We start from the raw sequence: 23,684 nt of genomic DNA on the forward strand, positions 1-23,684 counted from the left end.
TCATGAAAAACATAAAAAAATATATACTTTTCTTCAGTTTACTGGCTCTACTAAGTTGCGAAGAAGATTCTTACAAAGCGTATACTGCGCCAGATGATTTGTCTGATGTTTCATGGCTTATTGGCTTAGATCCAAACAGACCTAATATAGACGCAAAGTTTAAAGTAAATATAGACACCTATATTTCTTTTTTCGATTTATCACAAGGAGCTACAAGTCACCAATGGATTTTAGAAGAAGGAAACAACTTTTTAAAAGAAGGGTTTACGTCTAGCGATACTTTATCTAAATTTATTAATGAAGAAGTTGGTTTAATTAGTTCAGACAGTAAAGCTCATATTCTATTTGGTAAAAGTGGTATTACAAAAATTAGGTTAGTAAATAAATTTACGGAAGAAGTTTCTCCTAACGTATCAGAAGATAGAGCTGCATATGTTATTGTAAATTCATCAAAAGAAGAAGATGAACATGTAATGGATGTAGCGTTTTTGTTTGATGTATATGCAAATATTTTACCTGCTTTTTCTGTTTTAAAAGATGGTGTAGAGGTATTAAATGTAACAGAAACAGACATCCCTAATATTAATGACGAAAGTACTTGGCCAGTTATAGAAGTAGAAGCTGCAACAGGGTTAACTTTTGTAGATAAATCTACTGTTGGTAGACCTAATAGAGTAACATGGTTAATTCCAGACGGAGTGCCTAGTCAAGCAGGGACCTTAGCGCAATTATCACAAGAAGTTAAGTTTTATAAATTAGGTACGTATAGCGCAGGTACTATTAGATCTTTAAGACAATTACAAATTGTTAATGGTGTTGTTGATAATGCTCCAGTAGCTTCTGTAGAAAAAGTAATTCCATTAAAAGTAAAAGTAGTTCAATCTTCACAACCTTTTGTTTTTGACAATGCGTTAAAAGAAAATGAAAATGAAGTCATAGAATTTAGAGTCAATGGAGAGGTAAAAGCATTTTCTGGAGAAGAAGCTAATTTTACAGTAAATGTAAAAAATGCTGCCACAGGTTTTGATCAAGATATTGCAGTACAAACAGCAAGAGTAAAAGAAGGTAATGCTACTTTTATAGAATTAATTTTATCGGCACCAATTTATAATTCTGATGTAGTAACTGTTTCTTATAATGGTACAACGATTCTTTCTGCAGATGATAGATCTCTAGCTCCATTTACAAATCAAAAAGTACAAATGTATTTTGGAGACAATGTTTTGCCAGCCAATTCTTGGGGTAGTTTTGAACCAGAAGGAGGGGGTGTTAACAATGCCTTTGCAACTGGTAAATATTTTATTCCGGGTGGGCAAGGTAATGGACAGTTTGGTGCTGGAGAAGAAATTTTTACACGTAGCACAGATAAATCTTATGAAGGTGGTGCTAGTATGCGATACAAACTTCCTGATATAGCAATACCAACTGTAAATCTTTTTGGTTTTGGTTTAGCGGACGGTCCAGGCGGAATGCCAGCTGGTACATATCAAGTATCTTATTGGGTTTATATAGAACCAGGTACAACGTTAACGACCTTTAGAATGGAATTCGGTAACCCTGTTTTAGATTATTTATATTTTGATATTTCAACGATTGCAAAAGGTAAATGGGTACGTGTTGTTGCAGATGCTCCAGCTGTAATTCCGGTAGATTTATCTAGTAGCGATGCCCAAAGAAGAACTACTTTAAGAGTTTTAGCAGAAGATAATCCTGGAGTTTCAGGAGCTCAATTAATGTATTTTGACCAATTATCTCTTATCAAATTAGAAGAAAGAAAATAATATAAAATTAGAAATAATGATAAAAAATATAATAAAATTTATAGCTGTATTCGCACTTGTTTTTGCGTTTACATCTTGCGATGAAGAAAGCAATTTTAAAGATTCTGATACCATTTTAACACCTGTTTATACAATTTCTGATATTACTGGACCTAATGCAACTTTTAAAATTAATATATACAAGCAAGTAGGTGTAATTGTAGAGTATACTTCAGCAGTAAACTTAGAAAGTTATGTATCTACAGGATATTCAGATAGTTCTACAACAGGTAATTATATGGTAGAAACAACAGCTACAAAAGAAAGAGAGGTTAATGTTGGTGGTGTAGAAACAAAAGAATCTTATACTGTAAAATATACCATAAATGCAGTAAAAGAAACAGGAGTTGGTACTATGGATGTTATGGCTACTTATAAAGATGGTAGCACTATGTTAACCTCGTACAATGTTATTGTTTCTGAAGATGAAGTTTATAACTAATATTTTTATTACATAATAAAAAAAAGGGGTTACATTTAGGTGTAACCTCTTTTCTATCTTAAATGAGATCCTTTTATCTTAAAATTTAAAGGTAATATATGATTTGTTTTAGATAAAAATGAAGACGGACAGAAACCGCTTATGAATTACTTTTAACTTATAACATGATTACAACTTTGCACTGTATAATTGTTAAATAGTCAACTAAATAACTAAACAATGACAATAGAAAAAATAGAAGCTTTCGTTCTTAAAGATACTTTATCTAAAAGTTTTTTCTTTTCACAATGGGAATATGCAGAACGTTGTATCTGTATTGTTAAAGTAACAGCATCTAATGGTCAACACGGTTGGGGTGAGGGCTATGGTCCTGCCACAATGGTAGAAGCCGGTATAAAATTATTAGAACCAACAGTTCTAGGAGAAAACCCGGTAGAAAACGAAGTAATTTGGAACAAAATGTACCGAAAAACGTTAGATTTTTCTAGAAGAGGTGTTTATATGGCTTCTGTAAGTGCAATAGATATTGCTATTTGGGATTTAAAAGGGAAAATTTTAGGATTACCCGTTTCCACTTTATTAGGTGGTGCACATAGAAAAAAGATACAACCGTATGCAACAGGTTTGTATTTTACAAATCACAATAATTTTTCTGATGGATTTGTAGAAGAAGCAAAATTATACGTTTCTCAAGGTTTTAAAGCTATGAAAATGAAAGTTGGTTTAGGGATTAAAGAAGATGTAGCTAATGTAAAATTAATTAGAGAAACTATTGGCCCAGATATTGCCTTAATGGTAGATTCTAATCATGCGTATACGTTTAGAGAAGCTGTAGCGCTTTCTAGAAAAATAGAAAAATACGATATTGGTTGGTTTGAAGAGCCAATTTCGCCAGAGTTTTACGAACAGTATAGCGAGTTAAGAGAAAAAACAACGATCCCTATTGCTGGGGGAGAATGTGAATATTTACGCTTTGGGTTTAATGAATTAATCAAAAATAAATCGGTAGATATTTTACAACCAGATATTTGTGCAAGTGGAGGTTTAACAGAAGCAAAAAGAATTGCTGCGTTGGCAAGTACAAATGGTATCGATTTAATACCACATACTTGGGGTACATCAATTGGTTTGCATGTAGGTTTACATTTTATAGCAAACTTAGAAGCAATACCGGGTAGAATGTATCAAGCAGATTATTTAATGGAGTTTGATCAAACAGAAAACGGACTTAGAGACAACTTAACATTCCCAAAATTAGAAATGAAAGACGGAATGTTAGAAGTACCAAATAGACCTGGTTTAGGAATAGATGTAGATGAAGATATGTTACGTAAGTATTGTATTAACACTACCAATGAATTACAAAATTAAAAGATAAAACAAATGAAAACTCATAATTTCGGATATAAAAAATTGTACATCGACGGTCAATTAGTCGATGCTGTTAGCGGAGAAAGAGAAGATGTTATTTGTCCTGCAACAGGAGAAGTAATTGCTCAGGTTGCTAAAGCCGGAAAAGCAGATGCAGAAAAAGCTTTAATATCAGCTCAAAAAGGTTTTAAATATTGGTCTAAACTTTCTTTAGAAGAAAGAACCGTTTGGATGCTTAAACTACGCGATGCTATTTTAGAAAAAGAAGACGAGTTAAGAAATGCCATGGTGCATGAAATGGGTAAAACCTACGCAGGTGCTGAAGAAGATATTTTAAGACTTACAGAAGCGTTAGAGTGGTACCCAAATGCCATGAAAAATTTAAGAGAAGAGCAAATACCAGATTACGAAGGTACGCATACACATAAAATGATTTCTAAACCAGCAGGTGTTGCTTTAGCATATTTAGCATGGAATTTTCCGTTGTTAAATGTTGGGTATAAAATTGGGCCAGCTTTAGCTTCTGGGTGTTCTTTAATCATTAAACCATCATCATTATCACCATTATCAACCTATATGGTTGGTGAAATTTTACACAGTATTAATTTTCCTGCAGGCGTTGTTACCATTTTAGCAGGTTCTAGTAGTGAGGTGGCAACACCAATGACTACCAGTAAAATACCCGCTGTAATTACCATGATTGGTTCTACGCAAACGGGGCAAAGAATTATTGCAGATAGTACAACTTCTATTAAAAAATTAGGAATGGAATTGGGTGGTAACGCTCCTTTTATTGTTTTTGAAGATGCAGATTTTGAAACCGCCTTAAACTTGGCAATCATTTTAAGATTCCATAATACAGGTCAAATTTGTGTTGCTGCAAATAGAATATTAGTACATAAAAATATTTACGATAAATTTTTAAAGGCCTATATAAAAAGAGCATCAGAATTAAAAATTGGTTTCGGAATTAAAGAAAACGCAGACGTTTTTATGGGACCTTTGGCTACTAGTGAGGCTAGAGATAGAATGTTTGATGTTGTAGAAGACGCTGTAAGTAAAGGTGCAACCTTAGAATATGGAGGTAAAATTCCTGAGGATTTACCAAAAGGTGGATACTGGTTGCAACCAACAGTAGTTTCTGGTATTACAACAGACATGAAATTGTTTAGAGAAGAAACTTTTGGACCTGTAGCAGGTATTATGTCTTTTGATACAGATGATGAAGTTTTAGAATTGGCAAACGATACAGAGTTTGGTTTGGCTTCTTACATTTTTACAAACAACAATAAAAGAATAGAAAGATTTACCGAGGATTTAGAGTTTGGAGAAATTCAAATTAATGGTGTAAAATATGCTATTTATTTGCCTCACGGCGGATTTAAAAATAGTGGAATCGGACATGATTGTTCTCACTTAGCCTTAGATGATTATTTAGTTAAAAAACGTATTACATCTGCATTATAAAATTATGGCAAAAAATTTAATAAAACACAGTTTAAACGAAGGGAAAACCTTGTATGGTCCTTTTTGTAAAGTACAAGATCCTGCCATTGTAGAAATTGCAGCTTTAAGTGGTTTCGATTTTGTTATTATAGATATGGAACACGGTCCTTATAGCGTAGAATCTACTCAAAATATGATTAGAGCCGCAGAAGCTAGAGGTATTACTCCTGTTATTAGAGTTACAGAAAATTCTGAAACTTTAATTCTTAGAACGTTAGACATCGGAGCAAAATGTATACAAGTTCCTCAAATTTGTACAAAAGCAGATGCAGATAGATTGGTAAAATCTACCAAGTTTTATCCGAAGGGAGAAAGAGGAATGTGCCGTTACGTTAGAGCTGCAGAATACACAAATATTAGTGGCGCAGATCATTTTGGAAAAGCAAATAATGATATTACTACCATTATTCATATAGAAGGGATGGAAGGTATTAATAACTTAGAAGAAATTGTACAAGTAGATGGTATTGATGTAATCTTTTTAGGTCCTTATGATTTATCTCAGTCTTGTGGTGTTCCTGGAGATGTTAACAATCCTAAAGTAGTAGATGCTATGAAAGGAGCTGTAGCAACTGCTAAAAAGTACGGTAAGTTTGTAGGTACTTTTACAGAAACTCCAGAAAAAGCAAAAATGTGGAAAGATATTGGCGTTCAATATATTTCTTACGCAGTAGATGTTGGTTTGGTAATGAATTCTTTTAAAGAAATTACTTCTCAATTAAAAGCTTAAAAAGCGAATATAATATTTACCCTATAACATTTTTAGTTATAGGGTTTTTTAGTGTCTTATAATAGGGGTATGCAAACCTTAAAGTGATTAATTAAGATGTAGGCTTTCCGTAAATTGAAATGTATTAAACGATAAATTCTATACAATGAAGAGCAAAAAAAAGGCTAGCAATTTTAAATTGCTAGCCTTTTTAAGTAGTTATTTTGGTAAGTGAATTACCTTTAGTTTTTAACTAATTTCTTTGTAGATACTCCTTTGTCTGAAGATAACTTAACTAAGTAAACTGATTTACTTAAAGAAGAAACATCAATAGTATTTGTATTTGTTGTAGTAAGTACTTTTTTACCTAATAAGTTAAACATTTCAACTTTATTAAGCGTTTCTTTTGAGCTAATTGTTAAAACATTACTGGCAGGATTAGGAGACATAGCAAACTCAAAATTATTGAATGTAGGAGTAGATAATACTGCGCCGTTTTTAGTGATTGTTAAACTATTTTGGTATAAAGCGTTTATTGTACTATTTCCTTTTGTATAAAACCCTAATGCCCAGTTAAAGAAGTAAGCACCACTACCAGTTAAGGCATCATAAATTTCTTGTTTAATACCAGTACTAGTTCCTATGTTAGAAGCAATACTAGAGCCAAGATTTGTTATTTTTGCAGATTTTTTTGTAGAAGCTGCGTCATCTCCAATAGTATATTCAAAAACAATTTCATAGGCAGCTTTATCAACAGTTGATATACTAGGGTTCGTTACAAAACTAGATCCTCCAGAACTAGTCAACTCAACAGTACCAGACTGTATAGATTTAAACAAAACACCATCTCTAAATTGTCCTAGATCTGAATTAACAGGAGTATTATTTGGAGCTAAACCAGATACAAACATATTAACATCACCTGCATCACTACCAAATGCTGCATCTGTATTAAATGGTTGGTCATCATTACCAACTCTATAAACGGTTTTAATAGTAATAACATCACCGGATACACCTGTAATAGGCGTGCTACTTAATAATGAATAAGTAAAGTTGGCTCCTGTTCTTATCAAATCTGCATCAGCATTACTTGTCCAAGTATTAGCGTTGTTAAAATGACCAGCAGTCCAATCTGCATGGTTATTTAAGTCAGTATTTACGTCTGCTACATCGTAAGAAGCTTCATCAAAAGTAGAATCATAAATTGTGGTTTGTGCGTTTATAAAGGAAACAACACAGAACATAAGTAATAAAGTAAAGTAATTTTTTTTCATAATTGTAAGTTTTATATTAATAAGTGTTATAAAATTACAAGAAATGTAAAAGTTTAAAGTGCGTGAAATTACCTTAAGCTTATTCGTTATTAGCTGATAATTAAGAATAAGGGGGGATTCTTTATTAAATTAAATAATTAAGATATATGGTATTGGTAATCTAATTGCATTTTACATACTTTATTAAATCTAAGGTTTTAAAAATACCTTTAACCAAATTAAAAGATACTCCACTCAAAAATATCCGTTTAAATTTTATGTAGATTTAAACCTTTTTTTTGTATCTATTATCAATAGAAAATCGAAATATTAAGGTCGTTAAGTGTGCCTAAATAATAATTTCAGTTATTCTATTTTTCTAATCTATTTTCTGTCTTATTAAAGAGGTAATCTCTAACAATCCTTTATTAATAAGGAAATTTGCATATTCTATAATACATCATGCACGTTTTTTGTTATTGCTTTAATAGGTTTAAAAGTAATTTTATTACTCGATAAAAGGCTTAAGAATTATAAACTGTATTAAGCCATTTTTTAACTTAAAATAAGAAGGTTTGTATTATTTAGGATTAGATATAGGTAGTTCTTCCATAAAAGCAGCTTTGGTAGAAGTAGCAACGGGAAAAAGTTTAGGAGTTGTACAAGAACCCAAAGAAGAAATGGGGATGTTTGCACAGAAAAATGGTTGGGCAGAACAAAAACCAAACGATTGGTGGCTGCATATTTGCAATGCAATTACCAAGCTAAAAAAAGAATACAATATAAGTAGAACCCAAATAAAAGGGATTGGTATTGCATACCAAATGCACGGTTTGGTTATTGTAGATAAACAAGGAAATCCACTTCGAAAAAGTATTATTTGGTGCGATAGTAGAGCCGTAGAAATTGGTCATAAAGCTTTTGCAGAAATTGGCGAAGAAAGATGTGCATCACATTTATTAAACTCACCCGCAAATTTTACCGCATCAAAATTAAAATGGGTCAAAGAGAATGAGCCAGATATTTACAATCAGATTCACAAATTTATGTTGCCAGGAGATTATGTGGCATATAAATTCTCAAATAAAATAAATACCACAATTTCAGGTTTATCAGAAGGTATCTTTTGGGATTTTAAAGAAAACACTGTTGCCGATTTTTTATTAGAATACTATGGAATCGATAAAAATTTGGTACCAGATATTGTAGACACTTTTGGTGTTCAATCTTTAGTTGATGAAAAAGGAGAAGCAGAAAGCGGAATTGCAGCCGGAACACCCATTTTCTATAGAGCAGGAGATCAACCCAATAACGCACTATCATTAAACGTTTTTAACCCTGGAGAAGTAGCTGCCACAGGCGGTACATCTGGAGTTGTGTATGCTGTAACCGATAATTTATCGGGTAAAGAAAGTACCCGAGTTAACAATTTTGCACACGTAAATTATGCTAGAGAAAATAAAAGAATTGGTAAATTATTAAACATCAACGGAGCCGGAATTCAGTACCGATGGTTGTTAAATAACTTAGCCGTAGATTCTTATGAAGAGATGAATAACTTGGCATCAGAAATTCCTGTAGGAACAGATGGTGTTTGCTTAATTCCTTTTGGTAACGGAGCAGAACGCATGCTAAATAACAAAGAAATTGGAACACGAATTGTAAACATGAACCTAAATAATCATCACAAAGGGCACATGTGTAGAGCCGCATTAGAGGGCATCGCATTCTCATTTGTATACGGAATGGAAATCATGAAATCAGACGGCATAAAGCCAAGTGTAATTAGAGCAGGAAACGACAATTTATTCCGTTCAGAAATATTTGCAAATACCGTAGCAACCTTAATAGAGCAAGAAATAGAAATCTACAATACCACGGGTGCCATTGGTGCCGCACGAGCAGCAAATTTACACAAAGGAGATTTTGAAGCTTTCGGAAAAGCAATTATGGACAACGATCATGTAATGACTTTTATGCCTTTTAAAGACCAAAAACCGTATTTAGAAGCCTATAACAACTGGAAAAAAGAACTAGAACTCGTTTTAAAAAATCAATAAAAAAAAAGAATGTTTTAGGGCGTTCCCTAAAAAGGTCGGGCTTTACGCACTCGCTTTTTTTACTTAAAAAAGTAAAAAAGAGCTCAAACAGATGCTTCAATCCCTAACGCAACATAGCACAATAAACAATTACACAAATAAACAATAAAACAACATTTAAAGATGGCAAATAAAGAATATTTTAAAGGAATCGAAAAAATTCAATTCGAAGGAAAAGAGTCAGACAACCCAATGGCTTTTAAATACTACAACCCAGATCAGGTAGTAGCAGGAAAAACAATGCGTGAACATTTTAAATTTGCTATTGCATATTGGCATACATTCTGCGGACAAGGAGGAGATCCTTTTGGACCAGGAACACAAAATTTTGCTTGGGATCAATCATCAGACCCTATTCAAGCCGCAAAAGACAAAGCAGATGTTGCTTTTGAATTTATCAACAAAATGGGATTTGATTATTTCTGTTTTCATGATTACGATTTAGTACAAGAAGGCGCAACCTTTGCCGAATCAGAAGCAAGATTAAACACTATTACAGATTACATCAAAGGAAAACAAGCAGAAAGTGGTGTAAAATTATTATGGGGAACAGCCAACTGTTTTTCTAATCCACGTTATATGAATGGAGCTTCTACAAATCCAGATTTTAATGTAGTTGCCAGAGCAGGAGGTCAAGTTAAATTGGCTTTAGACGCTACCATTAAATTAGGTGGAGAGAATTATGTTTTTTGGGGCGGTAGAGAAGGTTACATGTCTTTATTAAACACCGATATGGGACGTGAATTAGACCACATGGGACAGTTTTTAACCATGGCAAGAGATTATGCAAGAGCACAAGGTTTTAAAGGAACTTTCTTTATAGAACCAAAACCAATGGAGCCAATGAAACATCAATACGATTTTGATTCTGCTACAGCTATTGGGTTCTTAAAAGAATACGGTTTAGACAAAGACTTTAAAATGAACATTGAGGTAAACCACGCAACCTTGGCACAACATACAATGCAACACGAATTAGCAGTTGCAGCCAAAGCAGGCATGTTAGGAAGTATCGATGCAAACAGAGGAGATTACCAAAATGGTTGGGATACAGATCAATTTCCAAACAACATACAAGAAACAACAGAAGCCATGTTAGTTTTCTTAGAAGCAGGAGGATTACAAGGAGGTGGCGTTAATTTTGATGCAAAAATCAGAAGAAACTCAACAGATATGGAAGATGTTTTTCACGCACATATTGGAGGAGCAGATACCTTTGCAAGAGCATTATTGACTGCAGATAAAATTATGACATCTTCTGCTTACAATTCTTTAAGAGAAAAAAGATATAGTTCTTTTGATGCAGGAAAAGGAAAAGACTTTGAAGCAGGGAAATTAGAATTAAAAGACCTATACAACATTGCGCAAGAAAATGGAGAATTAACATTACAAAGTGGAAAACAAGAGTTGTTTGAGAATATTATCAATCAACATATATAAAAACAAAAAGGCCTTTCAGATTTATAATTTGAAAGGTTTTTTATTGAATTAAATTTAAAATAATGAACAAACAAATAGACCAACAATCAGCTGATAATATTAGAGCTTTAGCAGTTGCAATGGTAGAAAAAGCAAACTCTGGGCATCCAGGAGGGCCTATGGGAGGTGCAGATTTTATGCACATCTTATATTCGGAGTTCTTTAATTTCGATCCTTCAGATATGACTTGGGCCTTTAGAGATCGTTTCTTTATGGATGCAGGGCATTTATCAACCTTAATGTATGCGCAATACTACCTTTTAGGGAATTACAAAAAAGAAGATGTTGCAAACTTTAGACAATGGGGTTCTATCACACCTGGACATCCAGAAGTTGATGTTGCACGAGGTATCGAAAATACATCAGGACCTTTAGGACAAGGGCATACCATGGGAGTTGGTGCAGCTATTGCAGCAAAATTCTTAAAAGCTCGTTTTGGAGAATGGATGAATCATAAAATTTATGGTTTTATTTCTGATGGAGGGGTTCAAGAAGAAATCTCACAAGGAGCAGGAAGAATTGCAGGTCATTTAGGATTGAACAATTTTATTATGTTCTACGATTCTAATGATATTCAATTATCTACGCCAACGGATGAAGTTACTACCGAAGATACAGCCATGAAGTACCAAGCTTGGGGCTGGAAAGTAGTTACTATTGAGGGTCATAACCATGATGAAATTAGAAAAGCACTAAAAGATGCGAATGCCGAAACGGAAAAGCCAACCTTAATTATTGGTAAAACCATTATGGGTAAAGGTTGTGTAACATCCGAAGGAAAAACGTTTGAAGGTGAATGTGAGTTACACGGGCAACCTATTGGAGCGTCAGGAGCAGATTATACTAAAACCTTATTAAATTTAGGAGCAAATCCTGAAGCGCCTTTTGATATTTATGAGGATGTAAGTGAGTTTTATCAGAATTTATTAGAGCGAAAAATAGCACAAGCAAGAGATAAAAAAGTAGATATTTCTATTTGGAGAGAAGCGAATCCAGAATTAGCAACAAAATTAGATTTCTTTTTATCAGGAGAATTACCAGCCTTAGATTTTGAAGGTATAGCACATAAAGCAGGTTTGGCAACAAGAGCAGCTTCCTCTGGAGTATTAGCATATTTGGCTGAAAATGTAGAAAACATGATTGTTTCTTCTGCAGATTTATCAAATTCTGATAAAACAGATGGCTTCTTAAAGAAAACACATGCGCTTAAAAAAGGAGATTTTAGCGGATCATTTTTACAAGCTGGAGTAGCAGAATTAACGATGTCTTGTATTGCAAACGGAATTGCGTTACATGGAGGAATCATTCCTGTTGTGGCAACATTTTTTGTATTTTCAGATTATATGAAACCGGCTATTCGTCTAAGCGGAATTCAAGAATTGGGTGTAAAATATGTGTGGACACATGATGCTTTTAGAGTTGGAGAAGATGGGCCAACACATCAACCTGTAGAACAAGAAGCACAAATTCGTTTGTTAGAAAAATTGAAAAACCATAGTGGAAATCCAAGTTTCTTGGCTTTACGTCCTGCAGATTCTGCAGAAACCAGTGTGGCTTGGAAAATGGCTTTAGAAAATAAAAATACACCAACAGGATTAATTTTATCAAGACAAGGCATTAAAGATTTACCAGCTGCTAAATCCTCAAGATATCAAGAAGCATTAGCCGCTGAAAAAGGTGGGTATTTGGTAAAAGAAGTAGAAAATCCTGATGTAGTTTTAATAGCAAACGGGTCTGAAGTAGCAACATTAGTAGCTGCAGCAGCAATTTTAGAAGCAGAAAACGGATTAAAGGTAAATATTGCTTCGGTAATTTCTGAAGGAGTTTTTAGGTTACAATCTGCAGCATATCAGCAAAGTGTAATACCTAAAAACAAACCATTATTTGGTTTAACAGCAGGTTTACCGGTAAACTTAGAAGGTTTAGTTGGTGATGCAGGAAAAGTGTTTGGATTAGATCATTTTGGGTATTCTGCACCTGCAACAATCTTAGATGATAAATTTGGTTTTACAGGAGAAAAGGTAAGCAAAGAAGTATTAGCATATTTAAAAACAGTATAAAATTAGAAGTATGAAATTTTTTATAGATACAGCAAATTTAAATGATATTGCAGAAGCAGAAGCTTTAGGAGTTTTAGACGGAGTAACCACCAATCCATCTTTGATGGCAAAAGAGGGGATTACAGGAGCAGAAAATATTTTAAATCATTACAAAAAGATTTGTGATATTGTAGCAGGAGATGTTTCTGCAGAAGTAATTGCCACAGATTATGATGGAATGATTGAACAAGGAACAGAATTGGCAGCCTTACATCCACAAATTGTGGTAAAATTACCAATGATTGCAGACGGAGTAAAAGCATGTAAATACTTTTCTGATAAAGGAATTAAAACCAATGTTACTTTAGTATTTTCTGCAGGACAAGCATTATTAGCGGCAAAAGCAGGTGCCACTTATGTTTCTCCGTTTTTAGGAAGATTAGATGATATTTCTACGGATGGATTGCATTTGATTAAAGAAATTAGACAAATTTATGATAACTACGGATTTAAAACTCAAATTTTAGCTGCATCTGTACGTAATACCATGCATGTTATTAATTGTGCAAAATTAGGTTCTGATGTAATGACAGGACCATTGTCTTCAATTACAGGTTTATTAAAGCATCCATTAACAGATAGTGGTTTGGCAAAGTTTTTAGAAGATTATAAAAAGGGGAATTAATGCTGTGAGCATTGTTATGAAGAAGGAAAAAAGGTAAATTCTATGTAGAGTTTACCTTTTTTTACGTAATAATATTTTTAGGATAAACCTCGAAAATTATAAGTTATTTGTATCTTATGCTCAATCTATAACATTTCATGCACGTTTTTTGTTATCCATCAATTAAGTTTAAACGTAATTTTATTCTTTTAATCGCAGGGCGATAGCCAAGGGTTTAATTCCCCGAGGCTTGCCTCGAAATAGAATAACATGTTTCGGAAGCATACCTCGTACCCTTGGGGCGAGATTGTTGATTAAGTTCTCTCAATTCAAAATTTAATTTTTAGTTTATGTCAATAAATAAAAGAAGTATTGTACTCTATTTTTTAATGTTCATTTTTAATTTCACTGTATTTTCTCAAGGAAAAGTTGAGGGAAAATTAGAAAAATGGAACAAAATAACCATCCGTTTTGATTACAAAGAATTTAGTGAAAACGATGAAGACAATCCTTTCTTAAATTATAGATTAAATGTAACTTTTAAAAACGGAGATGAAGAAATCACAATTCCTGGTTTTTTTGCTGCCGATGGTAATGCTGCAGAAACAAGTTCTAAAAAAGGTACTGTTTGGAAGGTGCGTTTTATGCCCAATAAAGTTGGAAAATGGACTTATAAAGCTTCTTTTAAAAAGGGAAATGAAATTGCTATAAATGATGATGAAAAAGCAGGGAAATCTGTTGGTTTTGATAACGAAACCGGAAGTTTTGTAATAAAAGAAAGTGCAGATAGAACCAATGGACGATTACTTTACAAAGACGAACGTTATTTGTATTATTCAGAATCTAACAAACCATTTTTAAAAGGTGGTGCAGATAGTCCAGAAAACTTTTTGGGGTATTATGAGTTTGATGAAACGCCAGCAACTCATAAATATCAACCACATTTTAAGGATTGGAAAGAAGGAGATCCAACTTGGCAAAACGGAAAAGGGAAAAACATTATTGGAGCATTAAATTATTTGGCTTCTAAAGGAATGAATTCTGTATATTTTTTAACCATGAATGTACAAGGAGATGGAGACGATGTTTGGCCTTGGATCACTAAAAATGACCGAACGCGTTTTGATACCAGTAAATTAGATCAATGGGAAATTGTTTTTGATCACATGGATCATTTAGGTTTGATGTTACATATTGTTACGCAAGAAACAGAAAACGAATTACTTTTAGATATTGGCGAGTTAAAAACGCAGCGTAAATTATATTACAGAGAATTAATTGCCAGATTTGCACATCACTTAGCAGTTACTTGGAATTTAGGAGAAGAAAACGGCCCTGTTCATTGGTCTCCAAAAGGACAAAATGATGCCGATAGAAAAGCAATGGCAAAATATATTAAAACACACGATCCTTACCAGAATTTTGTGGCTTTACACACACATTCTATACCTAAAGAGCAAGATTTGTATTTAGAGCCTTTATTGGGATATGAGTTTTTAGATGGACCTTCTATGCAAACAGCTAGCCCAGATTCAATTCATGTTATCACAAAAAAATGGGTTCAAGAATCTCAATTAACAGGAAAAAAATGGGTAGTTTCTCAAGATGAAATTGGACCTGCAGATGCAGGAGCAAAACCAGATGCAGATGATCCAAATCATGATAATATAAGACACAAAGTTTTATGGGGGAATTTAATGGCTGGTGGTGCCGGAGTAGAATGGTATTTTGGGTATAAATTTGCGCACAATGATTTGAATTGTGAAGATTGGCGATCTAGAGAAAATGTTTGGAATCAAACAAAACACGCATTAGACTTTTTTAATAAGTATTTGCCTTTTGATAAAATGCATTCTGCAGACGATTTAACCTACAATCCAGACGATTATGTTTTTGTAGAAAATGATAAAACGGTTGCAATTTATTTACCAGAGGTAAAAGAAACTAAAATTAATTTATTTGGAGCAACAAAAAAGTACACAGTTAAATGGTACAATCCAAGAATTGGTGGAAAACTGTTAAATGGTTCTATTAAAAAAATTACTGGTGGAAGTGAAAAAGCAATAGGTTTTCCACCAAATAAGGGTAAAGATTGGGTTGCATTGATTACTGCAACCAAAAACGAAAAAGAAAGTCCGAAAGAAAATGAGCAAAAAATTATCAGTTTAAATGCAATTCAAGATTTCGATTTATTAAAAAAGGATGGTTTGGAATATTATAAAGATTTTCCAAACAATGTATTGGCAATTAATGCATCAGAAGAAAATAATAGAAACAAATTTGCAACGGCAATTGCTAAGTTTAAAGGAACTACAGGGGCCTATAATTTTACCTTTGTAACTATAGCAGAGAATGATGGAGAATCTGAATATGTTATTAAAATTAATGGTACTGCTTTAGATACTATTAAAAACCCTAGAGTTTCTGAGTCTTTTAAAAGTGTTAGACATCAAGTGGATGCTGTTTTTTTACATGAAAATGATATTATTGAAATAACCTCTAAAGCGGTTACCAATGGTTTAATTCCTGAAGGAAATGAAACGGCTTGGTCTAGAGGAAGATGGAATTCTATTACTTTTACGCCTAAAAATTATTCGTTGCTAAAAATACTAGCAGACACAAAACCTTTTGAAGAAAAAGACGGAATGTTAGAAATTGAAGCAGAAAATTATCATTATAAAAATAATAATAGCACCAAGAGAAATTGGGTTGTAAGATCTTTAAATGATAAAATAAACGAAGTAAACTATAGTAAAACGGCTAATAAAAACAGTTATATTCAAGCTTTGCCAGACACAAGAATTACCCATGATGATGCACTTATTTTAGGCGAAAATTTCTTTCCGGTTTCGGGTACAGGAGGTGTAATTTCTTATAAAATAAAAATAAATAATCCCGGGAAATATTATATTTGGGTAAATGCACTTTCTACCGGTACAGAAGATAATGGAGTACATGTTGGTTTTAATGAAAATTGGCAAGCAAGCGGAGCAAGAATGCAATGGTGCGATGGTAAAAATGAATGGACTTGGTCTTCTGCACAAAGAATGCCCGATAATCATTGTGGTACAGAAAAAACAATTTATTTAAACTTTGATAAATCAGGAGAATACGTGTTGTCTTTTTCTATGAGAGAAGATGGTTTTAAAATGGACCGTTTTATTCTAACAAAAAATAGTAATTTTAGTCCTAATTAAAAATCTAATTTATGCAACCTAAGTGGTGTATTGTTTTTATGTTGTCTTTATGCACATTTTTTTGTGCACCTATTGAGGCACAAAATAAAAAGCAAATTTTTAATTTCGAAACGATAAAATCTGGTATCTCTAAAGTTGGTATTTATACGATTATTCAGGATCATTACGGGTTTATTTGGATAGGAACCAATGGAGCTGGTTTGTATAAATTTGATGGTCTAGATTATACTTCTTATAAATTTAAGCAAGAAGATGCAACATCAATTAGCAGTAATTTGGTGTTTTCTGCCTATTTAGATAAAAATCATAATCTTTGGATTGGTACAGAAGATGGTTTAAATCTTTATGATAGAGATTTAGATCAATTTAAAAAAATATCAGTAGGTCTATTAGATAATGCTAATATATCTGTTTTAAGTATCTTAGAATGTAGAGGTAATCTTTATATTGGTACAAGACTAAATGGTTTGTTTAAGCTTAATTTAAAAACGAATAAAATACAAAGAATAGCTTGTAAAGATGTTAGTAAACCAGCTATAAACAGTATACAAAAGAATAAAAATGGTACTATATTTCTAGGTACAAGTTTAGGGTTAAGAAAATTAGATACGCTAAATTCTGTAATTTTAAAACCTAAAAAGCTAGAGGGTTCTAATATTTTAGATTTTGAAATGCCAATTCAAACTTTGTTGGTCGATGATGAAAATAATTTATGGGCAGGTAGCTACACCAAAGGGGTTTTTAAGTATCAACTTAAAGAAAATAATATTGTTGGTTTCTCACAATTTCCGATAACTCAAAAGCGCATCTTATCTATAGTAGCATTAGCAGATAAAACCTTTTTGTTTGGTTCTGAGAATGATGGTCTTTTTCACATGGATTCTAATGGAGTTCTAATAAAAAACTACCTCTATAATAAAAAAGACAAAAATAGTATTCGTTCCAATTCAATTTGGTCATTATTTGTTGATAAAAGTAAGAGAATATGGATGGGTTATTACAATAATGGTGTTGTAGTAAGTGATCATTTATTTGATAAATTCGATAACATAGAAAGCTTAGAGAATAATCCAAATTCTTTACAAATAGGTTCTGTTACAGGTATTGTAAGAGATGATCATGATAAATTATGGATTACGATGGATGGTGGTGGTATTGATGTTTTTGATATTAAAACATCTAAAGTAGATCATATTAATAAAGCTAATGATAAAACATATTCAGGCCTTACTAGTAACCACATTCAAACTATTTTTATTGATAGCAAAAAGAACTTTTGGGCAGGAAGTTGGGATAATGGAATTTACGTCTTAAAAGACGGATTTAAAAATATTACAAATATCAATATCGAAAGTTCAAATGGAAAATTATTTTCAAATGCCATTTTAAGTTTTGCAGAAGATAAAGACGGACTTATTTGGATAGGTACTTTTTACACCGGAGTTTATACTTTTAATCCCAAAACACATGTTTTAACATATCAAAATTCACAAGAATTTGCAAAACATGGGATACCTACAAGTGACGTTAGAAAAATATTGGTAGATAATGATGGGGCTATTTGGTTGGGAACAACTATTGGACTTTTTAAAATAAACAATAATAAAGGTGTATTAAGTGTAAAATCTTTTGTTAGTCAATTGGCTAAGTCAAATAACAATCAAAGAAGTTCTACGCATATATTATCTTTATATGAAAGTTCAGATAATTACTTATGGATTGGTACAAGAGGTGCTGGATTGTGTAGGTATGATAAAAAGTCCGACGAATTTAAATGGTTTAATAAGTTTGCTGGATTAAATCAAGAAAACATTGCAAGTATCATAGAAGATAAAAAAGGTGATATTTGGGTAAGTGGAAATACTGGAATTACAAAGCTAGATTTAAAAACAAATGAAGTTGTTAATTACACCACAAATGATGGATTGTTGTCTGATGATTTTAATTTTAATGCAGTATTAAGAGACGACGAAGGAAAACTTTATTTTGGAAATTATAAAGGGGTCGATTTTTTTAACCCAAAAGACTTAAGTACAAATTCTAGCGTACCTTCTCTTTATTTAACGGGTTTAAAAATCTTTAACAAAGACGTGATTCCTAATGAAGAAAACTCGCCACTTACAAAAACCATTACAGAAACATCAAGTATAGAGTTTAATCATGAGCAGTCTGTGTTTACCATACAGTATACAGGGATTAACTACACCAGACCAGAGAAAAACCAATATGCTTATTATTTAGAAGGTTTAGAAAAATCTTGGAATTATGTAGGCAATCAAAGAAGTGCTACTTATACCAATTTAGATTATGGAGATTATGTTTTTAAGTTAAAAGCGGCAAATAATGATGGTCTTTGGAACGAAAAACCATTAGAATTAAAAATAACAATATTACCACCTTGGTGGAAATCTAACTTGGCTCTGGCTACTTATGTGCTACTTTTTGGATTAGGACTTTTACTTTTAAATAAAATAACAAAAAATAGGTTAAAAGAAAAAGAACTCATTAAAAACGAGAGAACTCAAAGACTACAACAAGAGATTTTAAATAAAAATAAATTACAGTTTTTTACAAATATTTCTCATGAATTTAGAACTCCTTTAACGTTGATATTAAATCCTTTAAAGGATATGATGAGGGATGAAACTTTAAATTTACCCGAAAAAGTAAAGTCTAAACACAGTACTATTTATAGAAATTCTGATAGATTATTTAGGCTTATCAATGAACTAATGGATTTAAGAAAGTTAGAATTTGATAAAGTAAGGGTAAGAGCAACAGAATTAAATTTGGTAGATTTTACTAAGAATATTGTGCTGTTCTTTAAAGAAGAAGCTGCAAATAGAAATATATTTTTGACTTTAGACACCGAAATGTCATTGATAAATACGTGGGCAGATCAAAATATGCTCGAAAAAATTATCTTCAATATTTTGTCAAATGCAATGAAAGTAACTCCAGACAATGGGGTAATCAGTGTAAATTTAATAGACAATGATGAAGACTATATTTTACCACTAATTTCATCAACCAAAGCTGTAAAAGTAGTAGAAATTGTAATATCAGATACTGGTAAAGGATTAGAAGAAGATCAGGTTGATAAAATATTTGAAAGATTTTATCAAGTAGAAAGTCTTAATAAAACCTATTATGGGGGTACGGGTATAGGTTTAGAAGTAGTTAGTAGTTTTGTTAATTTACATAAAGGTAAAATAGAAGTAACTAGTAAAATAGATGAAGGCACTACCTTTAGAATAATTTTACCAAAAGGGAAAGAGCATTTTACCAAAGATGAAATTAAGAGTTTTAAAGCAGAAGTAGATTTTCCGAAAAAAGAAATAAACTTTATTCCAGAAAATAAAATTTTCGGAACAGAAGATCATGAAGAAATTGAAAAAATACCCTCTAAAAAGTATACTATTTTAGTTGTAGAAGATAATACAGAGTTAAGAAATTACTTAAAAACAGAATTAAGTAAAACCTATAAAGTTTTATTAGCAAATAATGGTTTAGAGGGGTTAAAAATTGCAGAAAAATCTTTTCCAGATGTTATTTTAACGGATGTTATTATGCCAGAAATGGATGGTTTTGAGTTTTGTAAACGTATTAAAACAGATATTAAAACAAGTCATATTCCTTTATTAATGCTTACTGCAAAGGCAAGGATTGATGACCGTATTGAAGGAATAGAACATGGTTCTGATGCTTATATGACCAAACCTTTTGATATGCGTTTACTTACTTTAAGACTTTCGCAACTTATTACCAGTAGAAAATTAATTTTTGATAAATACTTTAGTGAAGTTAGTGGGGCAAAAGAGAATACAAATGCAACATCAATAGACAAAGAATTTATTAATAAAGTTTTGGCATATATAGGAGAAAATATTAGCAATTCTAGTTTAAGTGTAGAAGAATTGGCTAATGAATTAAACTTAAGTAAAAGTCAATCCTACAGAAAAATAAAATCTTTAACAGGGCAAACTCCAAACGAACTGTTAAGAAGAATTAGATTAGAAAGAGCATATCAAATATTAGAAACAGGTTCTGCATTTATAAGCGAGGTTGGTTTTAAAGTTGGTTTCTCTTCTGCATCTTATTTTACAAAATGTTTTAAAGCACATTTTGGAAAACTACCAACTGAAGTTGTTGTCAAAGAAAAACAATAACTCTTTTTCCTTTTTTATTTCTTGAATGTAAAATTAGCCACCAAAAGCTGATAGATACAGTGTGTTTATGCTATTTTACCTTAAAAAGAACCAAAATTAACATCACATGCATTCTTTCTTTTACTCAAAATAGCATCAACTTTCTATATTTGAGTAGTAGTATGAGTTAAATATGCAGAAAAAATATCCCATAAGAAATATTATTATAGAAATCTTAATCGTAGGTGTTTTAATACTGTTACTAGTTTTAATCTTTAATTAATGATTTTGAATAAAAGTGTAATAAATATCAAAACAATAAAATCGAATGTAACATTTTATATATGTTTCATTGCTTTAATTCTTGGTCTTTCATGTAGTAAAAAAGTGATTGAATTTAAATTTCAAGATCAATCTTTATCAACCGAAGAAAGAGTTACCGATTTAATTAGTCAAATGACATTGAAAGAAAAAATATCTCAAATGAGATATGATGCTCCTTCAATAGAAAGATTAGGTGTGCCAGAATATAATTGGTGGAATGAATGTTTACATGGAGTTGCAAGAGCTGGTGAAGCAACTGTTTTTCCTCAAGCAATAGGTATGGGAGCAACTTGGAACCCAGACTTAATTTTTAATATGGGAACTGTTGTTTCTGATGAGGCAAGAGCAAAATATCATCAATTTATTAGCGAAGGACAAAGAAAAATGAGTCAAGGACTTACTTTTTGGACACCAAACATTAATATTTTTAGAGATCCACGTTGGGGAAGAGGTCAAGAAACTTATGGAGAAGATCCTTATTTAACAAGTAGAATAGGAGTAAACTATATAAAAGGTTTGCAAGGTGATGATGAAAAGCATTTAAAAGTTGTAGCCACGGCAAAACATTTTGCAGTTCATAGTGGTCCAGAAAAATCGAGACATCAAGATAATTATGTAACTACTAAAAAAGATTTGTACGAAACCTATTTGCCAGCTTTTGAAGCTGCTATAAAAGAAGCAAAAGTACACTCTGTAATGTGTGCTTATAATAGATATAATGATAAACCTTGTTGCGGTAGCGATTTGTTACTTCAAAAAATATTAAGAGAAGATTGGGGTTTTAGTGGGTATGTAGTTTCAGACTGTTGGGCAATTAATGATTTTTGGGAAGAAGACAAACATGCTGTTGTAAAGACAGCAGAAGAAGCAGCTGCATTGGCAGTAACAAGTGGTACCGATTTAAATTGTGGTAGTGTGTACGACCCTAACCTAAATGAAGCGGTTTTAAAACAGTTGATAAATGAAGAAGAATTAGACGTTGCTTTGGTAAGATTATTCTCCGCGCGTTTTAAATTAGGAATGTTTGATGATCAGAAGAATGTTAAATGGTCTAAAATACCATACAGCGTTGTGGCGAGTGAAAAGCATTATAAATTGTCTGAACAGATTGCCAAAGAATCTATGGTGTTATTAAAAAATGATAACCACTTATTACCTTTAAGTAAAGACATTAAATCGATAGCAGTAATTGGTCCAAATGCAGATTCTAAACAAGCCTTGTTGGGTAATTATCATGGAACTCCTCATAATTTTATTACTCCGTTAAAAGGATTGCAAGAAAAATTACCAAACACTATTATAAATTATGCATTAGGTTCAAATATAGCAGAAGGATGGCCAACATTAACTGCGATTCCAAAAGAAGTTTTAAAAAATAAAAACGGAACAGGATTACATGCAGAATATTATAATAATAGTTCTTTTGTTGGCAATCCAGTTTTTACTAGAAATGATGAAACAATCAATTTTACGTGGACACCAAAAAGACCTATTGATAATTTAATTTCAGATAATTTTTCTGTAAAATGGTCTGGAGAAATAGTACCAAAAGAATCAGGAGATTATAGAATTGGTTTAAAGGCAAGTAATTATGCTAAATTATATATTAATGATTCTCTTAAGTTTGAATACAATGCAGATTACGATCCAAAATTAGAATATTTTGATGCTAAATTAGAAGCTAGAAAATCATATAAAATTAGAATTGACTATAGCAATTCTCTTGCAGATCCTCAAGCACATTTAGTATGGGCAAAATTAAATACAGATTTATTATCGCCTGCAATTAAAGCTGCAAAAAAATCTGAAGTTGTAATTCTATGTTTAGGATTGTCACCAGAAATAGAAGGAGAAGAAATGCCAGTTGTTATAGAAGGTTTTGATAAAGGAGATCGTACAGATATTACCTTACCAAAAACGCAGTTAGAATTGGTAAAAGCCATCCAGAAATTAGGCAAACCAACAATCGTTGTTTTAATGAACGGAAGTGCTCTGGCTATCAATTGGACAGCAAAAAATATTCCTGCAATTTTAGAGGCTTGGTATCCTGGAGAATTTGGAGGTCGCGCAATTGCAGATATCCTTTTTGGAGATTATAATCCGTCAGGAAAACTACCAGTAACTTTTTATAAATCGGTAAAAGATCTTCCAGATTTTAAAAATTACGACATGAAAAATAGAACTTATAGATACTTTAAAGGAGAGCCTTTGTTTCCTTTCGGTCATGGTTTAAGTTATGCTAAATTTGAGTATTTTAATTTAAAAATATCAGATAAAATTGCAAAGAATGATGATATCATTATTTCTGTTGATGTAAAAAATAATAGCAAATATTCAGGAGAAGAAGTTGTGCAAAGTTATGTTACGCATAAGAATGATACAATAAAAAACAATCCAATTAGAAGTTTGGTTGCTTTTAAGAAAGTATGTATAAAATCAAACGAAATTAAAACAGTAACATTTAAAATTCCATCTACAAAATATGCAAGAATATCTGAAGAAGGAAAAAAAGTAATAGAATCTGGAACGATAAATATTAGTATTGGAGGCAAACAACCAGATGTAAAGTTATCGTCAGAAAAGAATGTAATAGTAACTAAAGTTCAAATTCAATAAATAAAAACAAATTC

At 32.0% G+C, this 23,684-nt stretch carries 13 protein-coding genes; 12 read left to right on the forward strand and 1 reads right to left on the reverse strand.

Annotation, left to right across the window (positions count from 1 at the left end; all coding sequences use genetic code 11):
• Window positions 1–2: 2 nt before the first annotated feature.
• The 5 genes from WHD07_RS12170 (at window position 3) to WHD07_RS12190 (ending at window position 5,869) form a co-directional block, all read left to right on the forward strand.
• A complete protein-coding gene (locus WHD07_RS12170; protein ID WP_343328624.1) occupies window positions 3–1,781 on the forward strand; it encodes a hypothetical protein in 1,779 nt (592 codons plus the stop codon).
• Between the two features lie 16 nt (window positions 1,782–1,797).
• The gene (locus WHD07_RS12175; RefSeq protein WP_343328625.1) at window positions 1,798–2,262 is read left to right on the forward strand and encodes a hypothetical protein; all 465 of its coding nucleotides are present in this window, start codon (window positions 1,798–1,800) and stop codon (window positions 2,260–2,262) included.
• Between the two features lie 219 nt (window positions 2,263–2,481).
• The gene (locus tag WHD07_RS12180; RefSeq protein ID WP_343328626.1) at window positions 2,482–3,633 is read left to right on the forward strand and encodes a mandelate racemase/muconate lactonizing enzyme family protein; all 1,152 of its coding nucleotides are present in this window, start codon (window positions 2,482–2,484) and stop codon (window positions 3,631–3,633) included.
• Window positions 3,634–3,645: 12 nt separating this feature from the next.
• Window positions 3,646–5,100 (forward strand): NAD-dependent succinate-semialdehyde dehydrogenase, encoded by a 1,455-nt coding sequence (locus WHD07_RS12185; protein WP_343328627.1) that lies wholly within the window; start codon window positions 3,646–3,648, stop codon window positions 5,098–5,100.
• A gap of 4 nt (window positions 5,101–5,104) precedes the next feature.
• The gene (locus WHD07_RS12190) at window positions 5,105–5,869 is read left to right on the forward strand and encodes an HpcH/HpaI aldolase family protein (RefSeq protein ID WP_343328628.1); all 765 of its coding nucleotides are present in this window, start codon (window positions 5,105–5,107) and stop codon (window positions 5,867–5,869) included.
• Between the two features lie 221 nt (window positions 5,870–6,090).
• Here the strand turns inward: WHD07_RS12190 and WHD07_RS12195 are convergent, their stop codons facing one another.
• Entirely contained in the window at window positions 6,091–7,125 is a 1,035-nt protein-coding gene (locus WHD07_RS12195) for a T9SS type A sorting domain-containing protein (RefSeq protein ID WP_343328629.1), read from the reverse strand.
• A 554-nt stretch (window positions 7,126–7,679) separates the two neighbouring features.
• On the opposite strand from WHD07_RS12195, the gene WHD07_RS12200 reads away from it, so the two are divergent.
• The 7 genes from WHD07_RS12200 to WHD07_RS12230 all read left to right on the forward strand — a co-directional run bounded on the left by WHD07_RS12200 (window position 7,680) and on the right by WHD07_RS12230 (window position 23,670).
• Window positions 7,680–9,164, forward strand: coding sequence for a xylulokinase (locus WHD07_RS12200; RefSeq protein WP_343328630.1), 1,485 nt, complete (start codon window positions 7,680–7,682; stop codon window positions 9,162–9,164).
• Between the two features lie 162 nt (window positions 9,165–9,326).
• A complete protein-coding gene (xylA, locus tag WHD07_RS12205) occupies window positions 9,327–10,643 on the forward strand; it encodes a xylose isomerase (RefSeq protein ID WP_343328631.1) in 1,317 nt (438 codons plus the stop codon).
• Between the two features lie 62 nt (window positions 10,644–10,705).
• Window positions 10,706–12,742 (forward strand): transketolase, encoded by a 2,037-nt coding sequence (locus tag WHD07_RS12210; RefSeq protein WP_343328632.1) that lies wholly within the window; start codon window positions 10,706–10,708, stop codon window positions 12,740–12,742.
• A gap of 10 nt (window positions 12,743–12,752) precedes the next feature.
• A complete protein-coding gene (gene fsa, locus WHD07_RS12215) occupies window positions 12,753–13,406 on the forward strand; it encodes a fructose-6-phosphate aldolase (protein WP_105048301.1) in 654 nt (217 codons plus the stop codon).
• A gap of 329 nt (window positions 13,407–13,735) precedes the next feature.
• A complete protein-coding gene (locus WHD07_RS12220; protein WP_343328633.1) occupies window positions 13,736–16,582 on the forward strand; it encodes a DUF5060 domain-containing protein in 2,847 nt (948 codons plus the stop codon).
• An 11-nt stretch (window positions 16,583–16,593) separates the two neighbouring features.
• Complete coding sequence (locus WHD07_RS12225) at window positions 16,594–20,751, forward strand: hybrid sensor histidine kinase/response regulator transcription factor (protein WP_343328634.1); 4,158 nt, start codon at window positions 16,594–16,596, stop codon at window positions 20,749–20,751.
• Window positions 20,752–21,117: 366 nt separating this feature from the next.
• The gene (locus tag WHD07_RS12230; RefSeq protein ID WP_343328635.1) at window positions 21,118–23,670 is read left to right on the forward strand and encodes a glycoside hydrolase family 3 protein; all 2,553 of its coding nucleotides are present in this window, start codon (window positions 21,118–21,120) and stop codon (window positions 23,668–23,670) included.
• Window positions 23,671–23,684: the final 14 nt, after the last annotated feature.

Origin of the sequence: Polaribacter staleyi, from assembly GCF_038024045.1 — a bacterium.
GTDB classification, from domain to species: Bacteria; Bacteroidota; Bacteroidia; order Flavobacteriales; family Flavobacteriaceae; genus Polaribacter; species Polaribacter butkevichii.